The organism is Ideonella sp. P3_A4 (assembly GCF_056403075.1).
Genome location: NZ_JBFUGE010000035.1, coordinates 1 through 24862, shown reverse-complemented (window position 1 = coordinate 24862; position 24862 = coordinate 1). Strand labels below are relative to the sequence as shown.

At 63.6% G+C, this 24862-nt stretch carries 27 protein-coding genes; 18 read left to right on the top strand and 9 right to left on the bottom strand.

The genetic code is table 11. The annotated features are described in order from the left end of the window. The 14 genes from minC to AC1DYI_RS06450 form a co-directional block, all read left to right on the top strand. On the top strand, positions 1-591 hold a 591-nt coding region (gene minC, locus AC1DYI_RS06515; RefSeq protein WP_477203266.1), incomplete at its 5' end, for a septum site-determining protein MinC. Positions 592-663: 72 nt separating this feature from the next. Then, positions 664-1479, top strand: coding sequence for a septum site-determining protein MinD (gene minD / locus AC1DYI_RS06510; RefSeq protein ID WP_477203265.1), 816 nt, complete (start codon positions 664-666; stop codon positions 1477-1479). 6 nt (positions 1480-1485) lie between these two features. Beyond that, the gene (minE, locus tag AC1DYI_RS06505) at positions 1486-1746 is read left to right on the top strand and encodes a cell division topological specificity factor MinE (protein WP_329716198.1); all 261 of its coding nucleotides are present in this window, start codon (positions 1486-1488) and stop codon (positions 1744-1746) included. A 95-nt stretch (positions 1747-1841) separates the two neighbouring features. Further along, positions 1842-2534 (top strand): DUF6776 family protein, encoded by a 693-nt coding sequence (locus AC1DYI_RS06500; protein WP_477203264.1) that lies wholly within the window; start codon positions 1842-1844, stop codon positions 2532-2534. A gap of 106 nt (positions 2535-2640) precedes the next feature. Continuing rightward, positions 2641-3141, top strand: coding sequence for a hypothetical protein (locus AC1DYI_RS06495; protein WP_477203263.1), 501 nt, complete (start codon positions 2641-2643; stop codon positions 3139-3141). A 231-nt stretch (positions 3142-3372) separates the two neighbouring features. Beyond that, complete coding sequence (locus AC1DYI_RS06490; RefSeq protein ID WP_477203262.1) at positions 3373-4998, top strand: hypothetical protein; 1626 nt, start codon at positions 3373-3375, stop codon at positions 4996-4998. A 95-nt stretch (positions 4999-5093) separates the two neighbouring features. Then, on the top strand, positions 5094-6896 hold the full coding sequence (locus AC1DYI_RS06485; RefSeq protein WP_477203261.1) for an ATP-dependent nuclease: 1803 nt from the start codon (positions 5094-5096) through the stop codon (positions 6894-6896). A gap of 15 nt (positions 6897-6911) precedes the next feature. Continuing rightward, positions 6912-8681: a UvrD-helicase domain-containing protein gene (locus AC1DYI_RS06480; RefSeq protein WP_477203260.1), complete on the top strand. Its 1770-nt coding sequence runs from the start codon at positions 6912-6914 to the stop codon at positions 8679-8681. A 133-nt stretch (positions 8682-8814) separates the two neighbouring features. Beyond that, on the top strand, positions 8815-9336 hold the full coding sequence (locus tag AC1DYI_RS06475) for an HD domain-containing protein (RefSeq protein ID WP_477203259.1): 522 nt from the start codon (positions 8815-8817) through the stop codon (positions 9334-9336). Between the two features lie 215 nt (positions 9337-9551). Next, complete coding sequence (locus AC1DYI_RS06470; protein ID WP_477203258.1) at positions 9552-10163, top strand: energy transducer TonB; 612 nt, start codon at positions 9552-9554, stop codon at positions 10161-10163. A gap of 183 nt (positions 10164-10346) precedes the next feature. After that, the gene (locus AC1DYI_RS06465) at positions 10347-10628 is read left to right on the top strand and encodes a barstar family protein (protein WP_477203257.1); all 282 of its coding nucleotides are present in this window, start codon (positions 10347-10349) and stop codon (positions 10626-10628) included. A 69-nt stretch (positions 10629-10697) separates the two neighbouring features. Next, positions 10698-11255, top strand: coding sequence for a hypothetical protein (locus AC1DYI_RS06460; protein WP_477203256.1), 558 nt, complete (start codon positions 10698-10700; stop codon positions 11253-11255). After that, positions 11252-12058 carry a phosphodiester glycosidase family protein gene (locus AC1DYI_RS06455; protein WP_477203255.1) on the top strand — a complete coding sequence of 269 codons (807 nt, stop codon included), beginning with the start codon at positions 11252-11254 and terminating at the stop codon, positions 12056-12058. Before AC1DYI_RS06460 ends, AC1DYI_RS06455 begins: the two co-directional genes overlap by 4 nt. Positions 12059-12065: 7 nt before the next feature. Further along, entirely contained in the window at positions 12066-12332 is a 267-nt protein-coding gene (locus tag AC1DYI_RS06450; RefSeq protein ID WP_477203254.1) for a hypothetical protein, read from the top strand. A 75-nt stretch (positions 12333-12407) separates the two neighbouring features. Here the strand turns inward: AC1DYI_RS06450 and AC1DYI_RS06445 are convergent, their stop codons facing one another. Beyond that, entirely contained in the window at positions 12408-13499 is a 1092-nt protein-coding gene (locus AC1DYI_RS06445; protein WP_477203253.1) for a hypothetical protein, read from the bottom strand. Positions 13500-13586: 87 nt separating this feature from the next. Beyond that, positions 13587-14465 carry a hypothetical protein gene (locus AC1DYI_RS06440; RefSeq protein WP_477203252.1) on the bottom strand — a complete coding sequence of 293 codons (879 nt, stop codon included), beginning with the start codon at positions 14463-14465 and terminating at the stop codon, positions 13587-13589. Positions 14466-14555: 90 nt separating this feature from the next. Here AC1DYI_RS06440 and AC1DYI_RS06435 point away from each other — a divergent pair, with 90 nt between their 5' ends. Next, positions 14556-14858 carry a T6SS amidase immunity protein Tai4 family protein gene (locus AC1DYI_RS06435; RefSeq protein WP_477203251.1) on the top strand — a complete coding sequence of 101 codons (303 nt, stop codon included), beginning with the start codon at positions 14556-14558 and terminating at the stop codon, positions 14856-14858. Positions 14859-14940: 82 nt separating this feature from the next. On the opposite strand, the gene AC1DYI_RS06430 is transcribed toward AC1DYI_RS06435, so the two are convergent. Together AC1DYI_RS06430 and AC1DYI_RS06425 are read right to left on the bottom strand one after the other, a co-directional pair. Then, positions 14941-15177: a LysR substrate-binding domain-containing protein gene (locus tag AC1DYI_RS06430; protein ID WP_477203250.1), complete on the bottom strand. Its 237-nt coding sequence runs from the start codon at positions 15175-15177 to the stop codon at positions 14941-14943. Positions 15178-15581: 404 nt separating this feature from the next. Then, positions 15582-15839 carry a hypothetical protein gene (locus tag AC1DYI_RS06425; protein ID WP_477203249.1) on the bottom strand — a complete coding sequence of 86 codons (258 nt, stop codon included), beginning with the start codon at positions 15837-15839 and terminating at the stop codon, positions 15582-15584. A 24-nt stretch (positions 15840-15863) separates the two neighbouring features. On the opposite strand from AC1DYI_RS06425, the gene AC1DYI_RS06420 reads away from it, so the two are divergent. Then, positions 15864-16049 (top strand): hypothetical protein, encoded by a 186-nt coding sequence (locus AC1DYI_RS06420; protein ID WP_477203248.1) that lies wholly within the window; start codon positions 15864-15866, stop codon positions 16047-16049. A 42-nt stretch (positions 16050-16091) separates the two neighbouring features. Here AC1DYI_RS06420 and AC1DYI_RS06415 read toward each other — a convergent pair whose 3' ends face one another. Then, positions 16092-17303 carry a TCR/Tet family MFS transporter gene (locus tag AC1DYI_RS06415; RefSeq protein WP_477203247.1) on the bottom strand — a complete coding sequence of 404 codons (1212 nt, stop codon included), beginning with the start codon at positions 17301-17303 and terminating at the stop codon, positions 16092-16094. 55 nt (positions 17304-17358) lie between these two features. Between AC1DYI_RS06415 and AC1DYI_RS06410 the strand changes: the two genes are divergently transcribed. Next, positions 17359-17997: a TetR/AcrR family transcriptional regulator gene (locus AC1DYI_RS06410; RefSeq protein ID WP_477203246.1), complete on the top strand. Its 639-nt coding sequence runs from the start codon at positions 17359-17361 to the stop codon at positions 17995-17997. Between the two features lie 34 nt (positions 17998-18031). Here AC1DYI_RS06410 and AC1DYI_RS06405 read toward each other — a convergent pair whose 3' ends face one another. Further along, entirely contained in the window at positions 18032-19198 is a 1167-nt protein-coding gene (locus AC1DYI_RS06405) for an AraC family transcriptional regulator (RefSeq protein WP_477203245.1), read from the bottom strand. A gap of 242 nt (positions 19199-19440) precedes the next feature. On the opposite strand from AC1DYI_RS06405, the gene AC1DYI_RS06400 reads away from it, so the two are divergent. Next, positions 19441-21141, top strand: coding sequence for a serine hydrolase domain-containing protein (locus AC1DYI_RS06400; RefSeq protein WP_477203244.1), 1701 nt, complete (start codon positions 19441-19443; stop codon positions 21139-21141). A 71-nt stretch (positions 21142-21212) separates the two neighbouring features. Here the strand turns inward: AC1DYI_RS06400 and AC1DYI_RS06395 are convergent, their stop codons facing one another. The 3 genes from AC1DYI_RS06395 to AC1DYI_RS06385 form a co-directional block, all read right to left on the bottom strand. Then, entirely contained in the window at positions 21213-22778 is a 1566-nt protein-coding gene (locus AC1DYI_RS06395) for a methyl-accepting chemotaxis protein (RefSeq protein ID WP_477203243.1), read from the bottom strand. Between the two features lie 321 nt (positions 22779-23099). Beyond that, positions 23100-23768, bottom strand: coding sequence for a DUF6151 family protein (locus AC1DYI_RS06390; protein ID WP_477203242.1), 669 nt, complete (start codon positions 23766-23768; stop codon positions 23100-23102). Positions 23769-23877: 109 nt separating this feature from the next. Next, a partial coding sequence (locus AC1DYI_RS06385) for an ATP-binding cassette domain-containing protein (RefSeq protein ID WP_477203241.1) occupies positions 23878-24862 on the bottom strand: 985 nt, incomplete at its 5' end.

Here is a 24862-nt window from a genome sequence, read left to right as displayed (position 1 = left end):
GCGCTGATCGAGCTGCTGAAGGCGCACCGCATGCTGCCGGTGGCCGTGGCCGGCGCATCGGCCGCCCAGCTGGAAGCCGCGCTCGCCGCTGGCCTGGGCGAAGCGCCCGAGCCGGTGGTGGCGCCCAAGCCGGCCCGCCCGACGCTGCAAGAGGTGGTGCGCGAGATCGAGGTGATCCGCGAGGTCATCGTCGAGGTGCCCGCCGCCCACGTGCCCACGCTGGTGATCGACCGGCCTTTGCGCTCGGGCCAGCAGGTCTATGCCAAGGGTGGTGACCTGGTGGTGCTCGCGGCGGTCAATTTTGGTGCCGAGGTCATTGCCGACGGCCACATCCATGTTTACGCCCCGTTGCGCGGCAAGGCCATCGCCGGCAACAAAGGCAACACACAAGCCCGTATCTTCAGCACCTGCCTGGAGCCCGAGCTGATCTCCATCGCCGGTGTCTACCGCACCACCGAAACCGCGCTGCCGGCCGAAGTGCATGGCAAACCGGCCCAGGTGCGGCTGGTCGACGACAAGCTGGTGATGGAGCCGTTGAAAGAACCGCTGAAAGAGCCGAAGGCCGCCAAGGCCCGGCCCGAGCCGGCCTGAGCTGCCCTCAGCTGTGACCGTTTTGGCGTTTGAAGCCATTTCACTGAATCAAATTTCGAGGACTCGTTACCGATGGCAAGAATCGTCGTAGTCACATCCGGCAAAGGCGGTGTCGGCAAGACCACCACCAGCGCCAGTTTTTCGTCCGGTCTCGCACTGCGTGGCCACAAGACCGCGGTGATCGATTTCGACGTCGGCCTGCGCAACCTCGACCTGATCATGGGCTGCGAGCGGCGCGTGGTCTACGACCTGATCAACGTGATCAACGGCGAGGCCAACCTGAACCAGGCGCTGATCAAGGACAAGCAGTGCGACAAGCTGTTCGTGCTGCCCGCCTCGCAGACGCGTGACAAGGACGCGCTGACCAAGGAAGGCGTCGAGCGCGTGCTGAAAGACCTCGCCGCGATGGAGTTCGACTACATCGTCTGCGACTCGCCCGCCGGCATCGAAACCGGCGCGCTGCTGGCGATGCACTTCGCTGATGAAGCGCTGGTCGTCACCAACCCCGAGGTCTCGTCGGTGCGTGACTCCGACCGCATCCTCGGCATGCTCAGCAGCAAGACCCAGCGCGCGATCGAAGGCAAGGAGCCGATCAAGGAGCACTTGCTGATTACCCGCTACAACCCGGCCCGCGTGCAGGACGGCCACATGCTGTCGCTGGCCGATATTCAAGAGATCCTGCGCATCCCGCTGCTGGGCGTGGTGCCCGAGTCCGAGACGGTGCTGCAGGCCTCGAACCAGGGCCTGCCGGCGATCCACCTGAAAGACTCGGACGTGGCCGGCGCCTACCAGGACCTGGTCGCCCGCTTCCTGGGCGAAGACAAGCCGATGCGCTACACCGAGGCGGCCAAGGCTGGCATCCTCAAGCGCCTGTTCGGGGGGAGGTAAGTGCCGATGTCGTTCCTGTCTTTCCTGCTCGGGGAAAAGAAGCAGACCGCCAGCGTCGCGAAAGAGCGGCTGCAGATCATCCTCGCGCACGAGCGCGCCGGCCGCACCGGGGCTGACTACCTGCCCGCACTGCAGCGCGAGCTGGTCGCGGTGATCTCGAAGTACGTGTCGATCAACCCCAACGACATCAAGGTCCACCTCGAACGCCAGGACAACCTGGAGGTGCTGGAGGTGAAGATCGAGCTGCCCGAAGCCTCCAAGTTTTAGCCTCCCGCCGGCGGGCCAACGTGCGAACATCAGGTTTCAAGTGGGTCGGCCGTGGGCGTTAGCCTGCCAACGACCACGGATACCTGATTGAGCGAATGTTCGGCCGACACAAGCCTGTTGTTTTTGACCCTTACGGCCGCCGGCGCTCGCGCTGGCGCATGCCCAGCTGGATGGTGTGGCTGCTGACCGGCACCATCGCCGGCATCGGCGGCGTGATCTACCTGCAAGAGCGCCACCTGCCACCTCGCCTGTCGCAAGCCGATTCGGCCGCGCTGCGCAACGCCTACGACAAGGCCGAGAGCGAGCGCCAGCGCCTGCAAGCTGAGCTGGCGACGACCCAGCAGCAGCTGCAAGCGACGCAGGCCGCCAAGAAGGCGCTCGACGCCGAGCTGGCCTCCAGCCGCAGCGCCACCCAAGACCTGCGCGCCGACGTAGCGACATTGGTCGAGGCGCTGCCGCCCGACCCGCGTGACAACGGCGTCGAGGTGCGCGCCGGCCGCTTCAACGCCAACGGCAACACGCTGGCCTACGACGTGGTGCTGACACGCTCGCGTGCCGGCGCCAAGCCGATGAGCGGCGTGGTGCAGTTCGTCGTTGCCGGCGAGTCGACGCGCGGTGGCCCCAACACCGTCAGCCCCAAGGCCATCCCGGTCTCGATCGGCAGCCACGAGATCGTGCGCGGCAGCGTGACGCTGCCCGAGGGCTTCACACCCCGTCAGACGACCGTGCAAGTGCTCGACCGCGAAGCCGGCCGGTCGCTGGGCATGCGGGTGATGCTGGTCAAGTAGCGCTCGGTCGGCCTCGGCCAGCGCCGCCGTCATCCTCAACCTTGAGACTGACACCGGCGGGCGCCGGTCGTAGCATCCTGCCGGTACAACAGGCAGGGAGACCGGCATGGACAAGCCAGGCGGTGTCGGCAGCACGGCGGCGCCCGCACAGCACTGGCGCGGCCTTGCCATCGCCGTGGGGTGCGTAGCCACCGMGCTGATGCCCTTCGCCGCCCACTGCGAAGAAGAAGCCGCCCCATCGCGCCTGGCCATCATCGGCACGGCCGATGTCGTGCTCTACGGCCAAGCCGGCTACTGCGGCGCGATGACGTCGTACGACAGGGCCAACACCGGCGGCGTGCTGATCGGCGGCGGCAAGCGCGTGTGGATCCGGCTTCGCCATCAGCGCGACTGCGTCAGCGACTTCTCGTTCATGCCGGCGCCGGGCCGGGCCTACATCCTGCGGGCCGGCACCGAGCGGGCGAACTGCCTTGCCGAGTTCTTTCTCGTCCACCCCGGCCAGGCGCCCAGCCGGGTGAACCTGGACATCGAAGGCCGGCGCAGCTGCCTGTTCCCGGGCAATTACGAGCCTGCCAACCAAGGCTCGCCCACACCGACGCGACCCTAGGGCGACCGCAGCAGCGGCGCTGAGCCCGGCCGGTAGCGCATCCACCCCGGGCCCCCGGCCGCCGCACGCCCAGAGCGATCGGCCCGGCAACTGTGCACTATTGCCCACTCCCCAATGTCGGGTTCCGGCGCCGGATCTCGTTCTAGCAGGTGAGGGCATCTGGGCCTGCGCCGGGTGTGCCTCGTACGACCAGCAGTTCGATAACCGTACGACGTCGCTTGGGAGCCCACCATGTCCACACCCTTGACCGCGGGCATCTTGCCGCTGCGCCCCGCGCAGCGCGCGCCCGACTCGGCCCGCAGCCCACAACCGGGCGCACGCTCGGTGGGCCTGTGCTTCTCGGGCGGCGGCAGCCGCGCACTGTCTTGCGCCATGGGCCAGCTGCGTGGCCTGCGCCACCTGGGCCTGCTCGACGACGCGTTCGCGATCTCGTCGGTCTCGGGCGGCACCTGGGCCAACACGCTGTTCACCTACCTGCCGTCCACGATCTCGGACGACAACTTCCTCGGCGATGTCGAACTCGACCCATCGCGCCTGACGCTGGGCCGGCTCGACGAGCTGCCGCCCAACAACCTGGGCTGGGTGCCCACGCGCTTCGACCCCGCTCGTGTCGTCGAGAACCTGTACCGCCTGAAAGAGGACTACGGCTACGCCAACAGCGAGCTGTGGCAAGGCTTCATCGGCGAGCAGGTGCTGAAAGACTACGGCCTGTGGTCGCCGACGGCCGACGGCTTCGACCCGCGCTACTTCAGCTGGACCGAGGGCTACCTCAACGCCCTCAACGRCATCCTGGCGCAGAACCCCACGCTGCGCGCGGACGACTTCATCACCGTGCAGCGCAAGCGCCCGTACCCGGTCTTCAACACCAGCCTGTTCAACAACGACGGTGCCGACGCCGAACTGATGCCCTTCGAGGCCAACTTCATGCTTGGCGTGCGCGCCGCCTTCCCCAAAAGCGCGCACCAGCCGGGCGACATCGGCGGCGGCCTGGTCGACTCGTTCGCGATGCGCAGCACCTACCTCGGCGAAGGCGCCCCCGGTGAGGTGCACACCAGCCGGCCACAGCGTGCGTTCTCGCTCAGCGACATCGCCGGCTGCAGCAGCGCGGCCTTCGCCCAGATGTTCGAAGAGCAGTACCCCGAGTTCCGCGGCCTGGTGCCGCGCTACAACTACTGGCCGGTCAAGGGCCGCGCCGAACAGCCCGCGCTCGACTACCGCTTTGCCGACGGCGGCAGCCTCGAGAACTTGGGGCTCAACGCGCTGCTGGCCCGCGGCGTGCCGCGCCTCATCGTCTTCATCAACACCGACGAGGGCGTGCGGCGCGACCCGGCGCGGCAAGACACGGTCGTCTCCAGCGACCTGCCGCCGCTGTTCGGCCTGCAGCCCTTCTCACCGGCCCACGGCTACGTGCCCTACGGCCCCTACGACCCCGGCACCGGTGCCGCACGCCTGTTCCGCCACAACCAGGTCTTCGAGACCTGCGCGTTCGACGAGCTGAAGCAAAAACTGCTCGCCGCCAAACGCAGCGGCGGCGCGATGCTGGTGCGCCAGACGCTGCGCGTGCTGAACAACCCGTGGTTCAACGTGCCCGCTCAAGAGGCTGTGGAGGTGCTCTGGGTCTACAACGACAACGTCAACAGCTGGTGGAGCCAACTGCCCACCGAAACCCGCATCGCCCTCGACATCGAAAGCGTCGACGACTTCCCGCTCTACAACACCTTCACCCAGCTGTACCTGACACCGGTGATGGTGAATGCGCTGGCGCATTTGGCGTGCTGGCAGGTGGCTTCATCGTCGACGTTGGGCAATGTGGGTGGGATGAGCAATGCGGAGGTGGTGAGGGGGGTGTTTGGGTGAGGGCTTCTTACGACCAGTTGTGATTGTCTTGTCCGCGGCATCACATTCGATCTCGCGGGCAACTGTGGTTGGCGGCACATCGAAGGTGAGCAAACATGAAAGTAGTCAGCCTGGACATTGCTAACTTTCGCGGCATCAAGTCTGCAAAGTTGCTCTTCGAAGGGCACACGCTTTTTGTGGGCTCGAACAATGTGGGCAAAAGCACCATCTGTGAGGCACTGGATCTCGTGCTGGGCACCGACAGACTCAATCGCATCCCACCCATAGACGAATTCGATTTCTACAACGCGCAGTATTTGCTCCCGCCCGTTGAAGAAGGCGGTGAGCGCGAGTCAGTGAGGATTCGCATTGAAGCCGTCTTGATCGAACCCAGTGACGAAATTCTCATCAAGTGCGGCGGGCACCTGGAGTTCTGGCACGTCGCCGACAACCGATTGCTCGTGACTGGCGAAATAGGGTTGGCCAACGCACCAAATTCCGTTCCCTGCCTTCGGCTCGAAACGATTGGTCAATATGACCAGGAGGAGGACGAGTTCACTGCTAGGACCTTCTTTTCCCACAGCCCCGACAAACCAGACGGTGAACTTGAACGGGTGCCAAAGCCCATCAAGCGCCAGTTCGGCTTCCTCTATCTACGTGCGCTACGCACTGGCACGCGTGCTTTGAGTTTGGAGCGCGGCAGTCTGCTAGACATCATCCTTCGCACCAAGGGCATCCGTACGACCCTCTGGGAGAAGACCATTCAGAGCCTGCGCGGTCTTGATATAGAAGCCCATGCTGCTGAGATTGCCCCGGTACTTCGTAGCATTGAGAAGAAGCTGGCGCGCTACATCCCAATGGACGCGCAAGAAAACGCCACCAAGCTTCATGTCTCGGAGCTCACGCGCGACCATCTCCGCAAGACCATGGCGTTCTTCCTCGCCTTGACGTCTGATCAGGACCATGTTCCATTCGCGCACGCAGGGACTGGCACTCTCAACACGCTTGTGCTTGCACTGCTTTCGTTCATAGCCGAGTTGAAGCCCGACTCAGTCATCTTCGCGATGGAGGAGCCTGAGATCGCCGTGCCTCCACCAACGCAACGCCGCATTGCGCAATACCTGCTGACGAGAACCACGCAGGCATTCGTAACGTCGCATTCGCCTTTTGTTATAGAGCGGTTCGAACCCTCTCACACGCTTCTGTTAGTGCGTGAGGCTGGGACTGTCAGTGCGCGCAAGGTGTCCGATGCTGCTGGACTCACTGACAAAGAGTTCAAGCAGTATGCGCGTTGGGGTCTGTGTGAGTGCATGCTCGGCAAGGCAGCTATCGTCGTCGAAGGACTGACTGAGTTTCACGCTTTGCCCGTGGCTGCGCGCAGGATCGAGGAGGCGCTTGAATGGGGTGGCTTTCAGCCCCTAGACATTCTCGGCGCGACTTTCTTCTACGCCTATGGCGAATCGAATATGCCCAAGTTTGGCAAGTTCTTCAAGACACTAGGCTTGAAAACCTTCGGCTTCTACGACCTCATACCCAAGCGCACTGACGAGCGCAAGCAGCAGTTTGCCGCTGCTTTTGACGTCAACAAGGAGATCTCCTTCAAGGGGTTCGAGGCGCTTATCACTCAGGAGATGCCGGCTGGCAGGCTCTGGTCCTTTCTCGAAGCTCTTCGCGATGGAGGCGAAGCTGAGCACATCCCGACGACGCAACCGCCGAACGAGGAGAGCGTGCGTAGGCTCGCATTCGAGGCGCTCAGAAGCAGCAAGGGTGCGGGTTGGGCGGCTCGGCTGTTCGACGAGTGTGCCTTTGACGAACTGCCCAAGACCGTCATGGAGTTCCTCTACCAAGTCTGGGCGGCCATGCCGCAGATCCCGGAAGAGGCGCCTGAAGCCGCCGCCGCCAAGCCTGCTGCTACCTAGCGTCGAAGCGATCCGGTGGAGCCCAAAGCCTGCCCTTTGCGCAATAGCGTGTTGGCCTGCCAAGGGCACGCGCTGGTCATTGGTGGGCCAGGGAGCGGCAAGACAACCATCGCATTGCGCAAGGCCCTAGCCCGCATCCGGCAAGGCCTAATACCGGGCCAGACCGTGCTGTTCCTCAGCTTTTCGCGTGCGGCAGTGACCAGAGTTTTGGATGCTGCCAAGCTGGAAGTGCCCGAGGCTGAGTTGGCGATGCTTTCTATCCAGACCTTTCACTCCTTCTTCTGGGAGCTGCTCAAAGCCAACGCCTATCTACTCGGCGCGCCACGCAAGCTATCCATCCTGTTGCCGCATGACGAAAGAGCGATCTCCGGCGGCATCAAGGAAGAGGACAAGGGATGGGAGCAATGGAGCGCGGAGCGCGAACGGCTTTCTTGGGAAATGGGGCGAATTGCCTTCGACCTCTTCGCTCCAAATGCGGCCGAGCTGTTGGCTCAATGCGAGCCGCTGCGATCGGCGGTCGCTCTCAGGCATCCTATTGTCATCGTTGACGAGGCGCAGGACACAGGCGACAACGCCTGGCGTTGCATCGAACTGCTAGCGCCGCTCACGCAAATAATCTGCCTAGCCGATTTGGAGCAGCAAATCTTCGACTTCTTGCCGGGGGTGGGCCCACAGAGGGTTCAGGCCATTCGCGCAGCACTCGACCCACTGGATGTTGACCTTGGAGACGACAACCACCGCAGCCCGGACTCGGAAATCCTGAACTTCGCCAACGATATCCTTACTATGAAGCCGCGAGGTGCGCCTTACAAGGGTGTCTCGACGATCTCTTATCCATTTGGGCGTGGGAAGAAACCCAACTGGAATCACCTTCTCCGACGGGCTCTTTGTGAACTACACAACTCCATTCGCAAAGAGACGGGAAATTCGGCTAGAACTGTCGCCATCCTGACTTCAAGTCGAGACAGCGCATTGAAAGTGTCGAATGCCCTCAATGCCATCGGGACCAACGTCGGCAAGCCTGTGAGGCACAAGTTKCTGTTCGACGAGGCAGAGGCGATGCTCTCGGCGCGCTTCGCCGCCTTTCTCCTCGAACCGAGTTCAACGGCCAATGTGGAGGTGGACGTTGCGACGTGCATGGAACTGTTGGCCTCGGCCAAGAGTGCGACCGGAACTGGCAAGCCTGCGGTGGCCAAGCTGCGTGAGCAGGCTTCGAAAATCAGAGCCGGAAACGCGTTAGGCCTCAATATCGCCAACGCTTTGCGGCAAGTCATTGGCCGGCTTCAAGCTGACGGTTTCACAGGCGATCCTTCTGCGGATTGGTTGACCGTCAAGCACCGCTTGCGCGAGTCGGGGCAAGCTGAACTTGCCAGAGCGGCCTCGCAGCTGGACTTCCTCGTTGCTTTCCGGCGAGGCCACCGAATATCTGAGGGACTATCGGCGGAATGGCTTCGCGACGGTGCCTACACCAATGCGCGTCGCGCACTCGATTTGGCGCTCGCGCAAGAGCAGATCCTAGATGGCCTCGAAGCGCCTCTGGGTCTGCATGTGATGAACATTCACAAGGCCAAGGGCAAGCAATTTGACGGTGTAATCTTGGTCAGAGAGCCCAGCTTCGGCGGCGTTCAACCCACGTCGTCGTTCGTCTGGTTTCGCGATAAACCACCGTACGAGCGGAGCCGCAAGATCCTCCGCGTAGGTGCAACTCGTGCGCGCAAGCGCCTCCTAATCCTCGATCCGACTTGGCCGTCATGCCCGCTACTTAAGGGGCACGCGTTGAAGTAGACCGAGCACATGAGCTGAGGGAGGTTCAGGGGCAGGAAGTCAAGCCAGCCTCGGGGGCAGGTCTTGTATTGCAACTCGGGGGCCGCCGAGCCCACGCGATTGACTGGTAGGCTTCCGGCATTCCGAGGTTTCCATGTCCCTGATCCAAGCCGCCCGAGACTTTGCGATTCGCGTTCACGGAGAGCAGCGCTACGGCGATCATCCGTACGTTTGGCATCTCGATGCCGTGGCCGCCATCGTTGAGCCCTACGGCGAGACGGCCCAGGTGATCGCCTATTTGCACGACACAGTGGAGGACACGTCCGCCACGTTGAACGACGTGCACGACAGCTTTGGTGCGCTCGTGGCAGGCTGCGTCGAGTTGCTCACGGACGAACGCGGCGAGACTCGCAAGATCCGCAAGGCCAAGACCTATGCGAAGCTGGCGACCGTTGGCCAAGACTTTGAACTGGCACTGATCGTCAAGACTGCAGATCGCCTGGCCAATGTGCGCGCCTGCGTCGAAGACGGCAAAGACAGCCTGCGAAGCATGTACGCCAGCGAGCAGCCGCAGTTCAAGGCTTCGGCCCATCGTGCGGGACTGTGCGAGCCGCTTTGGGTTGAGTTGGATCAGTTGTTCGACTTGAACGATGGTGGAAGCCACCGAACCGTGTAGCCGCTGAGTCAACGCTTTGTGCCTGGCGGGTGACGTGAGGGCCCAAACAGGTCACGGCCCAGCGTGTCGACACAAGTGCGCCCCTTCTAGGTTCGAAGCGATTGCGGCAAGAATGCCTTGTCCGGCGTCCCCGTCGCCCGTCTTGATCTCCTGTCATGCCTCATAGCCCGCGATTGCGTCGATTCCTCTGCACGGTCTTGCTTGTCGCTTGCGCAATGCCTGCACCTATGTTGGCGATGGCGCAAGCCGCAGCGACCGATAGTGCAAGAGAGATTAGAAAAGAACGAAAACTTGATCGCGCAGAAGCGGTTCAAGTTGCGGAGAGGCAGGAAGAGCAGCAGGAACTTCTCCATCAGATCCGCAGGGAGTTGTCCATGATTCCGCTGCCCTCATACGACGACGACTCGAAAGAGTCGCGCGAGCGGCGCGAGCGATTTCTTCAGTTGAACCGGCTGCTCGCCGAGATCGAGAAACGCATCAATTCGGAAAGCAAGACGCGTACGCGATACGTATCGTCGGTCACGACAGAGCCGGCGTTTCGCGACTACTACTACAGGCTGAGCAAGCGGATAGAAGATTTCGGCACGAAGAATTTTCCGAAGTACGGTGACAGCTCGTTGTACGGCCGAGTGACCGTACTTCTCACGGTCCGAAAGAATGGCGAAGTTGAAGACATTGAGGTCACAAGCGCACCCTCGAAGATCTTGTCAACGCACGCAATTTGGATTGTTCGCGAGCTGGCGCCGTTTGATCCGTTTCCACCAGATGTTGCGTTAGAGGTTGATCGGATCGCGGTTTCGGCTCATTTCAACTTCACCAAACGATAGCGCCATGGCGTGGGGCCTTCTCGCCAAGCAGGGGCGTCAGGGTCGTGTCTTTCATTGCAACCGCGACCCGTATGCGTACCTGCGTGACATGATGGAGCAGTTGCCGTTGCGGCCTACCTCCCGCATCTTGGAGCTTTGCCACTCAGGCGGACGCGAGGACCAAAGCGATAGCATCCTGCCCACATGACTGAGGCCAACCGCCAATATCAAATTAGTCTCCGCGGCGTGCACACGATGGACGCATTCGTGTCCGCGTTCAACGATGGCTTGATACACGAGGCCGGCGGCCACTGGAGCGGAACGAGTTGGGACGCGTTTAACGATTACCTGTCGTGGCCTCCCGAGGAGTCGTACGTCCTCGTCCTTGACGGATGGGCCGATTGCAACGCTCTGTGCGAGCGCGACCTCGCGATCTTCGAAGAGATCCTCGCGTCGAATCCGCACGTTTCCACAAGGCGAACGTGACGTCGCCGTCGCCCCTCGTCAAGATTGCCGCTTGTGCCTGACGTTAGGTGCCTCCAAGTGCGCAGGCGCGTGATCGCTCGCTCCCTCGTTTCCATCTGCCTTGCTATCGGCCCGAGCCTTGCTCTGGCCTGCTCGCCGTTCATCGAAGAACACCCCACCTGGTCGTCCGCGTCGTTCCGGCCGCACACCACTGCCTTCGAACATTGCACGGTTGACGAAACGACGTACCGCCAGGTTGTGGCCGCGTGGCTGCAAAGCCGCCCCAGTGGCGCCACAAGAATTGCCTCGTTGGCCTTGGGAAGAGCCGTTGCTTTTCCGTGGCTTTCCCAACACATCGCCGACTCGGCGCTGGCGCAGCCGGAATGGGCCGCTCGAATGGCCAGTGCAAAGCCCGGAGAACGCGAAAAGCTGGCGGCGAAAGTTCTGCTCGATCCAGCGCTTCTTCGTCGCCTGGCTGCTCCATTCGAAGGCACGCAGTACGTTGTCCTGCGCGTGTCTTACGAGAAGGTGCTGTTCGGGCCCGCTGACAAATACTCGTCAAAGCGGGGTGCCGGCGCAACACTGGTTCCGTTCGACGCGCAGCTTTGGCTGCAGCTGTCACCCAGCAACCAGCGTGAGCACCCATGACACCTCTTGCGTCGAACGTTAGGCGTTACACGATAAGAGGCGTCCTTCTCGCCTTCCTCGTTCTGGCAGCCAGCTTCACCGCTGAGGCATCGGATCAGCCATTCACAGTGGTTCGTGTTGACCCTGCCTCCGAGAACTTGCAGGTGTTCTGGGCTGACGAGCAGGGCAAGCCGTTTAAGCAGTTCGACCATCTGTCGACTTGGTTGCATGGCAAGGGCAAGAAGCTGCTGTTCGCCATGAACGCGGGGATGTACCACCCCGACTTCTCGCCGGTAGGCCTGTTGGTCGTGGAAGGAAAGCAAGTCTCCCCACTCAACACCGCGGCCGGAAGCGGAAACTTCTTTCTGAAGCCAAACGGCGTCTTTGCGCTCGCCCCATCCGGCCCGATGATTGTGGAAGCCGGAGAGTATCCACAGGTCGCCAACGGCATTCACTTCGCGACTCAATCGGGCCCACTGCTCCTCAGAAACGGCGTCATTCATCCAGCGTTCAATGCAGCGTCAACATCGCGGCTCATCCGGAACGGTGTCGGCACATCTGGAGGCGTCGCCTTCTTCGTGATATCCGAGCGGCCCGTCACCTCCTACGAAATGGCCGTCTTCTTCCGAGATGTCCTGCACTGCAAGGATGCGCTGTACCTGGATGGCGTGGTGTCAAGCCTGTATTCGGCAGACCTCAAGCGAGACGACCGGCGAGCAGATCTGGGGCCGATCGTTGGCGTGATCAGCGACCGGTCGCCTAGTCCTCTCATCGAGGGGATGCCGCCCGCCAAGGCGGACGACGCCACCAATGTCAAACGCTAGGGCGCGCATGATCAACGCCGCCGCAGTGCGTAGCAAAGCAGCGCGTCTTCTTCGTGTGACCTTCGCCGTCGTTCTAGCGGCGCCGATCCTTTGGCTGATCGCATATCGCCTGTGGCTCCCATTCACGCCGCTCTGGTTTGACGCGGCCAGCTTCGCTGTTGGAGGCCTGGCGACGCTCGTCTTGCTTGCCCTTGGAAGCCAAGACCACTTCGATTACAAGAAGAGGATCGACGGCTCAGCGGCAAGTGAACCGGAGAAGGGCCAAGATGGCTAACCGAATGTGGGTCACATCGCTTTTAGCGATCGGGTCGCCTGGCGTCTTTGGCGATGCCCGAGCCAACATGCCATGTCATTGACCATCCCAGGCAATGGCCCTGCCCGCCGGCGTCGTTGCGAATTCAGGAAAGAGCAGCATGTTGCAACGGTGCTCTCGCCTGCGGTCGAGCTGAGGCCAGCCTCTGCTGACGAGGATTCGCTTGTCCGGCACGGTGACGAACTCGGCCAGTAACTTGCACTCTTCGACCATCTCGGTACCACTGCACGAATGGCAAAGCGCGAATTGCGTCCTGGCGCTGAGCCGCGTCGTCTGACTATGCGGAGCCAATAGCTTTGCAATGGTCACCGACTGTTGCCGGTCAAGACTGTGGCCGGTGGTCACGGCTTCATATACGCGAAGATCGAATGCCGTAGTTTCCGGTCCGTTGCCGGTGCCGTAGAGCGCTTCGACGGGCGGTTTGGTGCCGGCCTTGAAAAGCAGGCCGAGCACTGCAGGATCATTGCAAAGATGGAACACACTCTCCCCGTACCTTGCCTTTCGCTCGGCCGACGCCCCGTTGGCCAGGAGGAGCGCGTAGGCCGAAAGTTTCAGCTGTACTTGTTGTGCCGATCGGTCCGGAATCGAACGAGGCGACTGGACGTGATCACTGGACGTAATGTCCACGCATCTCATCAGAACGGTAGTACCGGTAGTGGGCTCGTAAGCGTCGGGATCCGCGCCTTCGACCAAGAGGTACTTGAGGTTTTCAAGGTTGCCTGCCGCCGCGGCGTAGTCGAGCATCCGAGCCCCTACGGGATGTGAACACGCGATCGCCATGTTGACCACGGATTTGCGGACAGTTGCCATGTCCTGAGGTTTGCTGGCAAGCGGTGGGGCGACCTTGCTGCTTCCGAAACGCGGTTCTGTCACGATGCCCTTAGGCTTGGCGGAAGCCGAGGCTGATTGAATACGGCGGCTCACCTCAGCATCAATCGCGGTCGCCAGTTCACTTGCCGTTTCGCGTGCAGCAATCCTGCCCATGACCTCGGACTCGCAACCCGACGACGCCCCGCTACCTCCAATGGCGAAGGACGCCGCTGGTAGTGCGAGCAGGAGCCACAACAGCGCGCTGAGGAGTAGGCGGAAACTCTGGTCAAACTTTGGCTGACACTTGACTTGAGTCATTGATAGATGTTGGTTCGAGAGCGCCCATGAATCCTGCCCCAAATGCATAGCATTCGTACAACCTAGTGATCAAGAGCCTGGGAAGAGTCACCGCTCGGCCGCAGGCTGCCGAAGTTGCGGCCCTCCTTTGTGCGGACCTTTGACGTAGCCTTCCGGTGCAGCCGGTAGCCTTTCCAGGCACGACGCCGAGCACGCATTGACCAGCAGCGGGAGCACGTCGGTGGCGACGACGAGTGATACCCAGCGCTGTTCCACGTGATCTTGATGGAGCGCACCGTCACAGACGCTGCAGCGACTTGGAACCAGATCGGCCACCACCGGATCGAGGAAAGGAAATGGAGGCCTGTACTTGTAGTTGCCATACAGGGCCCTCGTGCTTACCGTGCTCGCTCGAAGACGCCGACAGCGAGTGATCTCGTACGGGAACCAATGGAGGCCGTACGAGGTGTATGGGACAAACTCTTCCAGGCTTTCCATCGCTCCGATTTCGGGCGGAATGCGAAGTAGGCTGCTCCTGTACAGGTCAAGCTTCCTGACGTGCTTGAGCGTCGCGATAGATGGCGGCAAGGCCACTACCTGATCCCACAGCGCCGAGCCCAGTTCTCTTCGTGGAGAGAAGGTCTCGCGCCGGTCCTGAGCGGCATCTTCCACGAGTTGCAGCAGAGCGCTCCACGCCGGCAATGATGTGTCCTGGGGTTGGAGATGAAGCCTCATCGTCGGCCATGGAGGCTGCATACCTTCTTCGATGGCGACATGGATCGCATCCCAGGCGTCGTCGTCGGGATACATCTCGCACGAGTGAACCACGGCTATCTCCCAATCGTAGGATGTCTGATCAAGCGCAGAGGCTACCAGCGACGGGCTGTGCGCTGGGCGAATGCGGTAGAAGGGAGCGCACTGCGCGCACGCAAGCCACTTGATGAATGATCCGCACAACGGCCTGTCCGTGCCGCCGACGACGGCCATGTGGGATTTCAAATGAAGCGCATTGCATACGTCCTTCTGTCGACGCTGACCGTCCTTGCCGCCGCAGGCCAGCCGCCAGCCGGACAGCCCATGACCTCGACCTACTCGCAGCGCGATCTGCTCAAGAACTGGGCCTTCAGCGCTTGCCTGGCCGCCGTTTCAAAAGACGCTGGCACCAAGGCGGATGCCAATGCCACGGCGGGCGCCTACCTGGAGTTCGGTCGACAAGGCATCGAGGCCTACAACGAACTGCACAAGCTGGTCGAGACCTACGCAGCCCGCCGCTATGAAGGGTCCACAGGGGCCGAGTACAACACCATGAAGTGCATCGATCTGCTGCACAGCGCCGAGCTCGACAGGCTCGCGACCAGACTTGCAGGCAGCGCCAGGTAGATTGCGGGTCTCAGCGCATCGGGGTCAGCAGCGAAGCGCTGTGGTCACCCCAGCTGTGCCAGCACGTAGTCCACGAAGCACGTCACCTTGGCCGCATGGCGCCGGTCCGGCAGGTAGACCAGTGGGCCGGCCGCGGGGGTGGGGCGTAGCGCGACAACACGCGCACCAGGCGGCCGGCGCTCAGGTTGTCGTCCAGCAGCGGGCCCGACTGCATCAGGATGCCGGTGCCCGCCAGCGCGGCCTGCCGCAGCGCTTCGCCGTTGTTGATCGTCAACGTGCTGCGCACCGGCACGCGTACCTCGCCGCGCGGGCCAATCATTCGCCCGAAGACTTCGAGCGCCTGCCCAAGGCGCCGGCGTACTGGGACCGAGTAGTCGGGCGGCGACGGCAGCAAGGCACAACCCGCTTGCACCCGAACCGCAGCCCGCCACGCCATCCGTCGCATCAGCTTGCCGTTCAGCGCGTCGGCCGCGTTGTCGAAGGTTCTTCATCTGAGAATCCTTCTGGGCGCTTGCGTCCAATGGCGTCGCCCGTCTAACGCATTATGGGTACGCCATGCAACCTTTTGATGCGAAGCCAGGACTCACGGCATGACACACGCGTCAGGCGAGCTTCAGCGGGCAAGGTGTTGCGGTCATTCTGGGGTTTGCCCGAGGACGCAGGTGTCACTCCACTTCACCACTCATTCATTGCGAGGAAAACATGCCAGAAAGCAGAGGGATTTCAGTCGGTCGCGCCATTCGCTTTGGCGCCGTCGCGGCCTGTGCGTTCGCGGCGGGCCTGGCGCCCGCATGGGGCGCCCAAACGAAATGCACCAGTTTCGCTGGGTTCGACGAAGGCACGCTGCTGCCCCAGCACTATCGCCAAGGCGGATTCAAGTTCGACTTCGGCAACGAGCGCAACTCGATCTTCGATCACGCGATCATCTTCGATGGCCGGGGCGCCACGATCAAGACGCCATTCGCGGGCAGGAAGCTCCATCTGGAGCTCAAGGCGCACACGGGCATGGCCATCACGGTGAATGCGATCGACAGCGCGGGCCAGGTCGTCGGTACCTTCGATCAAGGCCCGCCGTATCCGTCGCCCTTGGTCATCAACTTCAAGTCCGATGCCGGGGACCTGGTCAAGCTGGCGCTGGCGGGTGGCGGCAATGAGTCGGGCATCTCGCGCGTGTGCGTGACACGAGACTGAACAGTCTGCGATCCCGATCCCACGAGAACTCGTGGCGCCAGTTCACGCCGCACGAGCATTGCCAGGGCGTTGCGACGCTGCCGGGTTCTCGAAGCGCAAGTCGAGCACAAGGGGCACCATGATCGCGTAGACGACCAGGGCCGACAGCCAGATCGCGCCGGGCCACTGCGCTCTGACGGTGAAGTAGACGCTCGAGAACGCCAGGGGGCAGATGATCGAGGCCAGGCTCACTGCCGATGCGAGTACACCCTGAAACTGGCCCTGCTGGCTCTCGCCGACCTGTCGAGTCGCGAGCGACTGCAGGGCCGGTGCGCCGATACCGCCGAGCGCAAAAATGGGCATGATCGCGAAGACCATCCAGCCTTGGTTGGCGAAGGCCATGACGATCAGCGCGATGCACGCGCTGCCCATGCCCGTCAGGACGGTCGCGCGCTCACCGAGCAGCTTCACGGCAGGGCCGGGAAGGAAGGCCTGGGCCAGCGTCTGGCAGATGCCAAAGGTGCCAAGCGACAGGCCGATCCACAGCCCGTTCCATTGAAAGGTGTCGCTTCCCCAGAGCGCCCAGCAGGTGCCATAGACCTCGCCAGCGGCGCTGAAGGTGAAGAAGATGAGGGTGATGGGCAGCAAGCTCTTCGCCGAGAACACCCAGCGCAGTGGCCGCAGCGGGCTCAGCGCGGCCAGGTCGAAAGGCTCGCGGGTCGGTGTACGCGACTCCGGCAGCATGAAGAACGCCAGCAGGAGATTGCAGGCGTTCAGCATGGCGGCCGCAACAAAGGGCAGCCGCAGCCCATGTTCGCCGAGGGCGCCGCCGAGCACTGGGCCAACGATGAAGCCGATGCCGAACATGGCGTTCAGCAGACCGAAGCGCTGCGCGCGTTTGTCTTCGGGGGAAATGTCGGTGATGTAGGCGGCCGCCACCGAGGTGTTGGCGCTGGTCAGGCCCGCAATGGCGCGGCCGAGCAGCAACAGCCACAGATTGGGCGCCAGGGCCAGGAACAGGTAGTTGATGGCGGCTCCCGCGAGCGAGATCAGAAGCACCGGGCGTCGGCCCAGCCGGTCACTCAGCGCACCGAGCACGGGTGCGAAGACGAACTGCATGGCGGCGTAGAGGGCCATCATGACGCCGACGTAAGGCGCCACGTTCGCGGCGCCGGTCACATCTTGCAGTAGCGAAGGCAGGATCGGAAAGATCAGGCCGATGCCCACGGCATCGAGAACGATGGCGGTGAAGATGACGACAAGCGGCCTGTTCATGTATTCGACTCAAATATGTACTCGGTACATAAACTGTACTCAATACAATCAGCGCATGTCAATGCCCTCTGACCGCCGCTCCCGCAAACGCCTGGCCACACGACAAAGCATTTCGGATGTCGCCACGCGCCTGTTCTGGGAGCGAGGCTTCGATCGCGTGACCGTGGACGAAATCGCCGACGCCGCCGACGTGGGGCGGATGACGGTGTTCAACCACTTTCCTCGCAAAGAGGACATGTTCTTCGACCGCGAGGAAGAGGGCCGCGAAACCCTGCGCCAGGCCTTGCGCCAGCGCGATCCCCGCATCACGCCGATCGAGACCTTGCGCCTGCTCGCGCATCGGCTGGTTGCGCAGCAGAGCCCCTATCTCAATTTCTCTGCGCAGAGCCAGAGCTTCATCGACACGATCGCGGGCAGCGAAACCCTCAAGGCACGGGCCAGGGCGATACGCGACGAACTCGCGCAAGTGGTTGCGGTGGCGCTGTCCGAATGCGTTGGGCGAGACCCTGCCGACCCGGCCGCTGAGATGGCGGCCAGCCTGCTCCTGGCGACGTGGAGCGTGGCCTTCATCCAGGCACACCGGCTCTATCGTGAAAGGCAGGATGCCGAGGCAGCCAAAGCGCTCTTTCTCGCCATCGTGGACAAGGGAGCGCTCGGCCTGAAAGCCGCCCTGGCAGGCACGCCTTACGCCTGAGCATCGAGCTGCTCGACGAGCAGGGGGTAAAGGGTCAAGAGCGTGTCACTGGACGCGCGCTGACCTCGGGTGCCTGGGCGCGTGACTGTGCTGCGAGCCGCGACAAGCGAGAAGGGTTCACCGCGGTCATTCGGTGAGCCCCGCAGGCGATCGTGCCATCGCCCTGCGAGCCACTCGCGGTCTCGGAAGGCAACTCGCCGAAGCGACGACGATAGTGCGCCGCGAAGTGACCCAGGTGGAAGAAGCCATAGCGCGCCGCCACGGCCGCCACCCTGACGGTCGCACCCGTGTTGGTACCGTCGCCGGCCGAGGCCTGCAACTGGGCCCGGACATGGTCGAGGCGAAGCTCGCGCAGCCATGTCATGGGGCTGGTGCCGGCGTGCCTTGCAAACCCTTGTTGCAGCGCGCGCGAGCTGGCACCGGTCAACGTGCACAGCTCTTCCAGCGTGATCGGCAGTTCCAGGTGCGCCCGCAGAATCTCTTGCGCGCGCTTGACGGTGCGTGGCAACACCGTGCCGCTGCCGTCCGACGTGGCGCGAGCACCGCACGACAAGGCTGTGGAGTGGTTGTGCGGCAGGCTGAGCAGCAGCGTGGACAGCAGGTGGTTCTCGGCCTGCTCCGCCAGAGCGGGCTGACCGGCAAAGCCGAGGCCGCTCTCCAGCGCGCACTGCAAATAGCCCACCAAGGCGGCCACGCCGCGTGCTTCCGGGCGGCCCATGTCGACCCCCAGGTCGAACACCAGCGGCTGGCGCAGCGGTGCCTGCAGCAGTGACTCCAGCTTGGCGGACAGGGCCCGGCGATCAAGCCTCACGATGAGTTGCGGGCTGTCCTCGGCCCAGCGCATGCTGAGCGRCTCGGTGGGCGAAGGGAACGACGCGAGCAGCGGATGCGACTCGACGCTCTGGCCACCGCAGCGCACACTGGCGCCGCCGCGCAAGGGCATCTGCAGCAGAAAGAATTCGCGCAGGTAGCCCGGCTCGATCCGGACGGCCGCGCCGTATTGCACGTAGTTGATGCTGGCATGCCGATGCACCGTTGCGCTGTGGTGGCAGGCGTCGAGCTGGCCACCATCCAACGGCGACAACTCGTGCGGGCAGAAGATGCGCGCGACGAACTCGCGGGCCTCGTCCACGTCGTGGCTGTGGAACAGGCGGTGCCGTTCCAGTGGCAGTGGGGAGCGGGTGGCAGGCGAGCAGTTCAAGGTCGTCAAACTTCTGAGACGTTGAGCGCGGCCGAAAGAAATGAAGCGGCGCTAAGGGGTCCAGCGTATCGCGCAGTCGCCCGCGAAGCCCTCCCTGAGGCAGGGGCGGTCCCACCCCTAGGGTGAGGGAGGCGCCTGCAAAACGTGCGCTTGCCGGATGGGCCTCGCGCTTTCTGGACGTGCATGCGCTGCATGGCTTCCTAAGCTTCGGTCACTTCGATCAACCACCTCAGGAGACCTCCGTGATTGCTTCTCTTTCATCCCATGCCCGAGCGCCCCGCAAGCTGCTGTCGCCGATCGGTGCGGCCATTGCCTTGGTGCTGGCCGCGTCGTCGCCAGTGCAGGCTCAGGTGACGCCCGAGATCGAGCGGCTCGCCCGCCAGCTCGAATTGCAGACCCCCGTGGCCGACGGCAAGGGGGAACCGATCCAGTCACCCAGGGACCCCGCCGCCACGGCGGTGCGGCTGCCTGCGCAGATCGAGGTGCTGCAAAACCTGCTGGCCAAGGCCAAGCCGCGCGTGGCGGTGCCGTTGCGCGCTGCGCTGGCGTCTGTCGAGACGGCTTGGGCGGCCTATCGTGACGGCAGCGGCGACCAGTCGCTCGGCCACCTCGACGCCACCCTGGCGGCTCTCGGCGACGCGCAGCGCTCGCTGGTCGACACGATTGCAGTCGCCAACGACGCCACCGACGTACGCCTGCGCGATGTGCAGCTGCAGCTCAGCCTGACCTCGCAACGCATCGCCCATGACGTGAACGACCAGGCGCGTGCGGCAGGTGTGTCTGAAGCCCGCCTCGACCCGGCGGACGCTCAGCTCGCCGCCGGCGACGCAGCGCTCGCCAGCGGCGACCACGTCGGCGCCTCCGGCCCCTTTGCGCTTGGGCTTTCGTTGTCGGCCAACACCATCGTGTTCGACATCGCCCGTTTCGAGGCCAACATCCACAGTGCTTTCGACAGCAAGTCGGTCGGCCATTCATATGCGATTTCCTTGGGCGGCCAGCTGCACAGCTCGGGCAAGAGCGGCCTGGCACGCACGGCGGCCGACGCACCCGCCACGGCGCAATCGCCGACCAAGGAGATGCACGTGGCCAGCGTCAGCAAGTCGCTGACGGCCATCGTGGTGATGAAGCTGCTCGCCGACAAAGGCCTGAGCGCCGACACGCCAATCGCGCCCTACCTGCCAAGCGACTGGGCCAAGGGCGCCGGCGTTGAGCTGCTGACGTTCAAGAGCTTCATGACGCACCAAAGCGGCATCGACCAAAACGGCGTGAAGGGCTCGGACTACGCCTCGTTGCGCGAGGTGATCGCCAAGCCCGTGGGCTCGACCTCGTTCAACTACAACAACGCCAACTACGGCATGCTGCGTGTGCTGGCCGCGGGCTTGATCGGGATCGATCCGGTGAAGTTTTCCGAGTTCGACGCCGGCTCGTTGACCGCCGCGGCTTTCATCATCGAGGCCCAGTCGCTCTACAGCGGCATCGGCGTCTCGGTGGACTGCGGGCCCACCGATCCGAATCCAACGATCCAGTACCGGTTCCCCGACACTGGGAAGGCAGGCTACCCGGAGCCGCAGCGCGGCCTCACCTGCGGCGGCTACGGTTGGCACATCAGTGCACGCGAGATCGCCAACGTGTTGGCCAACCTGCGCTACACCTCCAACCTGATCCCGGCGGCGTCCTTCGCTGAAATGAAGGCCAAGTACCTTGGCCTCATGGACCCGGCCCGATACGGTGGGTTCGTCAACGGCAAGTTCGGCGTCTACCTGGGCCACGGCGGCGACTGGAGTCACGGCAGCGGTGGCCTGGATTCCTGCTACCTGATGTTCCCGATCGTGGTGGAAAGCGCCGTGCTGGTCAATTCGAACGGGGGCAAATACGGCGTCGCAGGCAGTTACCAGTGCACCGCGCTGAAGGACTCGTTCGACAACGCCTGGGTGCCGAAGTGAGCTGAGTACGGCGCGGTGGCGGCCGGGCGGGCGTCGATCTCAACGCTGTGCCAGGCCCGCCGCTGTGTGTCTTACAAGGGCGAAGCCTCGACATGCACCAGCTTGAACACGGCGACTGCCTGCACCAGCTGCTGCGCCTGGGTCTTCAGGCTCTCGGCTGCCGCCGCGCTCTCTTCTACCAAGGCCGCGTTTTGTTGCGTGGCCTGGTCCATCTGGCTGACCGCCTGGCCCACCTGCGCCACGCCTGAACTTTGCTCAGTGCTGGCCGCGCTGATGTCGCCCATGAGGTCGGTCACTCGCTTGATGGCGCCGACGATCTCGCTCATAGTCGTTCCTGCCTGGTCCACCAGTGCCGTGCCTTGCTCCACCCGTTCCACGCTCGTGTTGATCAGGCTCTTGATCTCCTTGGCTGCCTCGGCGCTGCGCTGCGCGAGGTTGCGCACTTCGCCGGCGACCACTGCAAAGCCGCGGCCTTGTTCGCCGGCGCGTGCGGCTTCGACCGCGGCGTTGAGCGCCAGGATGTTGGTCTGGAAAGCAATGCCGTCGATCACGCTGATGATGTCGGCGATCTTCTTGCTGCTGTCGTTGATGCTCTTCATCGTGTCGACCACCTGGCCGACGACGTCACCGCCCTTGGTTGCCACCGTCGAGGCGCTCAGCGCCAGTTGGTTGGCCTGCGTGGCGTTGTCGGCGTTCTGCTTGACTGTCGAGCTGAGCTGCTCCATCGACGCCGCCGTCTCCTCCAGCGCGCTGGCCTGCTCTTCGGTGCGGCTAGACAGGTCGCTGTTGCCCTGCGCGATCTGCGCCGAAGCCGTGGCCACCCCATCGGCGTTGCCGCGCACGCCCGAGACGATGCGCACGAGGTTGTCCTTCATGCGCGACAGCGCGCCGAGCAGCTGCGCGGTCTCATCCTTGCCGTCGGCGCTCAGCGCCACGGTCAGGTCGCCTTCGGCCACGCGGGCGGCGGCGTCTTTGGCGCGGTTCATCGGCACCGTGATCGAACGTGTGATCAGCCAGCCGAGCAAGATGGCGAGTGCCACACTGACGACGTTGGTGGCGATCAGCAGATTGCGCGCTTGCGTGTAGTCGGCCACCGCCTGTTCATACTGCTTCTCGTTGTTGACCTTCTGAAGGCTGATGTTCTCGCCGATCGCGTCCTGCCAATGTTGCATGGCGGGGCCGCTTTCCTTCAGCAGGACGACGACGGCTTCAGCGTCCTTGTTCGCATGCGCCAGCTCCAGGACCCGGTCGGTCAGTGGCTGGGCCGCTTCGCGTGCGTGATCGATCTTGGCGCGGATGGCCTTGGCGGTCTCGCTGGGCGGAAACTTCTGCAGCGCCTCCCAGGCCTTGGCGTAGTCTTCGCGAGCCTTCGTGACCTTGCTCATTTCGCGATCCATGTCCGCGCTGTCCTCAAGCAGGACGATGGTGCGGATCACGCGCGCCATGATGTGTGCCGACGTGGCCATGTCGTGGTTGAGCGCGATCTTGACGTTGTTGTCCCTGACCACCTCCTCCAGGTTGGCCTGGATGGCCGACAGCTTGGTGAGCGCGAGGCCCGCCGAGGCCAGTGATAGCAGCACTACGACGCCAAATGCAGATGCGAGGCGCGTGCCGATCTTGAAATCAGCAAACTTCATGAATGGGATCCCTTTGCCGTTGTGATGGGGATGGTTGTTGAGGGGGCCGATCGGCCCCGCGTTGGCGTCGACGGGGGTGTTCGTTGACGCGGCCAGATTTCGGCCGATGGTCTTTCGGCTTGTGTAGGGAGTTCTTGGCAACGACCAGCGTTGGCTCGCGCCGTGGCAGCGTTCACGGCCTCACGTCACGAAGATGTGACGATGGCTTCAGCACCCATGGGCTGGGTCCGAAGCAACTTCAGACCCCGGGGCAACATCCCCGGATCTGGCTCTTCATTGCAAGGCAGGCGCGGTTGGCAGGCAAACCCTGCGGCCGTGCTGTTATCGCGGGCCGGCCGCGGGCGGCTGGGCGCCGGTCCACGTGTCCATTTTGCGCAGCGCCTCGCGCTCCGCCACTGGCAGGATCCGCGGCGACGAGACCGGCTGGCCGGCGTCGTCGAACAGGGGCGACGGCCGCTGCGCGCCGGCGATCTTTTCGCGCAGCAGGAAGCTGACGATGCGCAAGATCGTGCGCAGCGAGGCCTTGGGCTCTGCGAAGGCGGAGACGTCGCCTTGTGCCGAACGCCCGTAGATGAACGTGGCCGGGCCGAGCTTGGCCTTGGCTTGCGCGGGCGCCAGCCCGAGGAAGGCGTGGAATATGCCGACGAACGGCATGCCCGGGCTGACCATGGTGTTGGCCACTGGCGTGTTGCAGCAGGCGGTGTGCCAGCGCAGCATGCCCTTGTCGCTCAGCCGAAGACAGCGCAGGTGCTGGGCACCGAAGTCGAAGCGCAGGCGTGCCGGTGTCGTCTGCCAGATGGCCGTGCCACCGAATTCGTCCAGCACATCCGGACGTCGCACCGCCCGCGCGAAGGCCCGGCAGTCGTCGCAATAGCAGACGACATGCAGGCCGGCGCGCCGGCCACGCATGGGGTTCGCATCAACAGTTGCTCGCACAGCGCCGCATCGGCAGGCGGCGGAAAGTCGCAAGGGCTCAAAGGCTTGGAACATGTCGGTCGGGTGCGGTGCAATCTGGGCACTCTACGCGACGTTTCCGGCAGACACCTCCTCGCCGCAAAGTGAGGCGCGACTGCCTCAGCCGAAGACCACAGGCCCCCGATCAGGCGCTGACGTAGGCCGCCAGGTGTTTGCCGGTGAGGGTGGCGCGCTTGGCGACGAGGTCGGCGGGCGGGCCCTCGAAGACGACCTTGCCACCGTCGTGCCCGGCGCCGGGGCCGAGGTCGATGATCCAGTCGGCGTGTGCCATCACCGCCTGGTGGTGCTCGATGACGATGACCGACTTGCCGGCGTCAACGAGCCTGTCGAGCAGGCCGAGCAGTTGCTCGACGTCGGCCAGGTGCAGGCCGGTGGTCGGCTCGTCGAGCACGTAGATGCCGCCCTTCTCACCCATGTGGGTGGCCAGCTTCAGCCGCTGGCGCTCGCCGCCGGACAAGGTGGTCAGCGGCTGACCGAGGCTCAGGTAGCTCAGGCCCACGTCGGCGAGCCGCTCGAGGATCTTGTGCGCGGCCGGTGTGTGCGCCTTGCCGCTGCCGAAGAACGCTGCGGCCTCGGTGACCGACATCGCGAGCACCTCGCTGATGTCGCGTCCACCGAACTTGTAGTCGAGCACCGAGGCCTGGTAGCGCTTACCTTCGCACTCTTCGCAGGTGGTGGCGACGCCGGCCATCATGCCGAGGTCGGTGAAGATGACGCCGGCGCCGTTGCAGGCGGGGCAGGCACCTTCGGAGTTGGCGCTGAACAGGGCAGGCTTCACGTCGTTGGCTTTCGCGAACGCAGTGCGGATCGGGTCGAGCAGGCCGGTGTAGGTGGCCGGGTTGCTGCGCCGCGAGCCGTGGACGGCGCCTTGGTCGATCGACACCACGCCTTCGCCGGCCGGCATCGAGCCGTGGATCAGCGAGCTCTTGCCGGAGCCAGCAACGCCGGTGACGACAACGAGCACGCCGAGCGGGATGTCGACGTTGACGTTCTGCAGGTTGTGCGTCTTGGCGCCGCGGATCTTCAGCGCGCCGCTGGGCTTGCGCACCTTCTTCTTCAGCGTGGCGCGGTCGTCGAAATGGCGGCCGGTGAGGGTCTTGCTCTTGCGC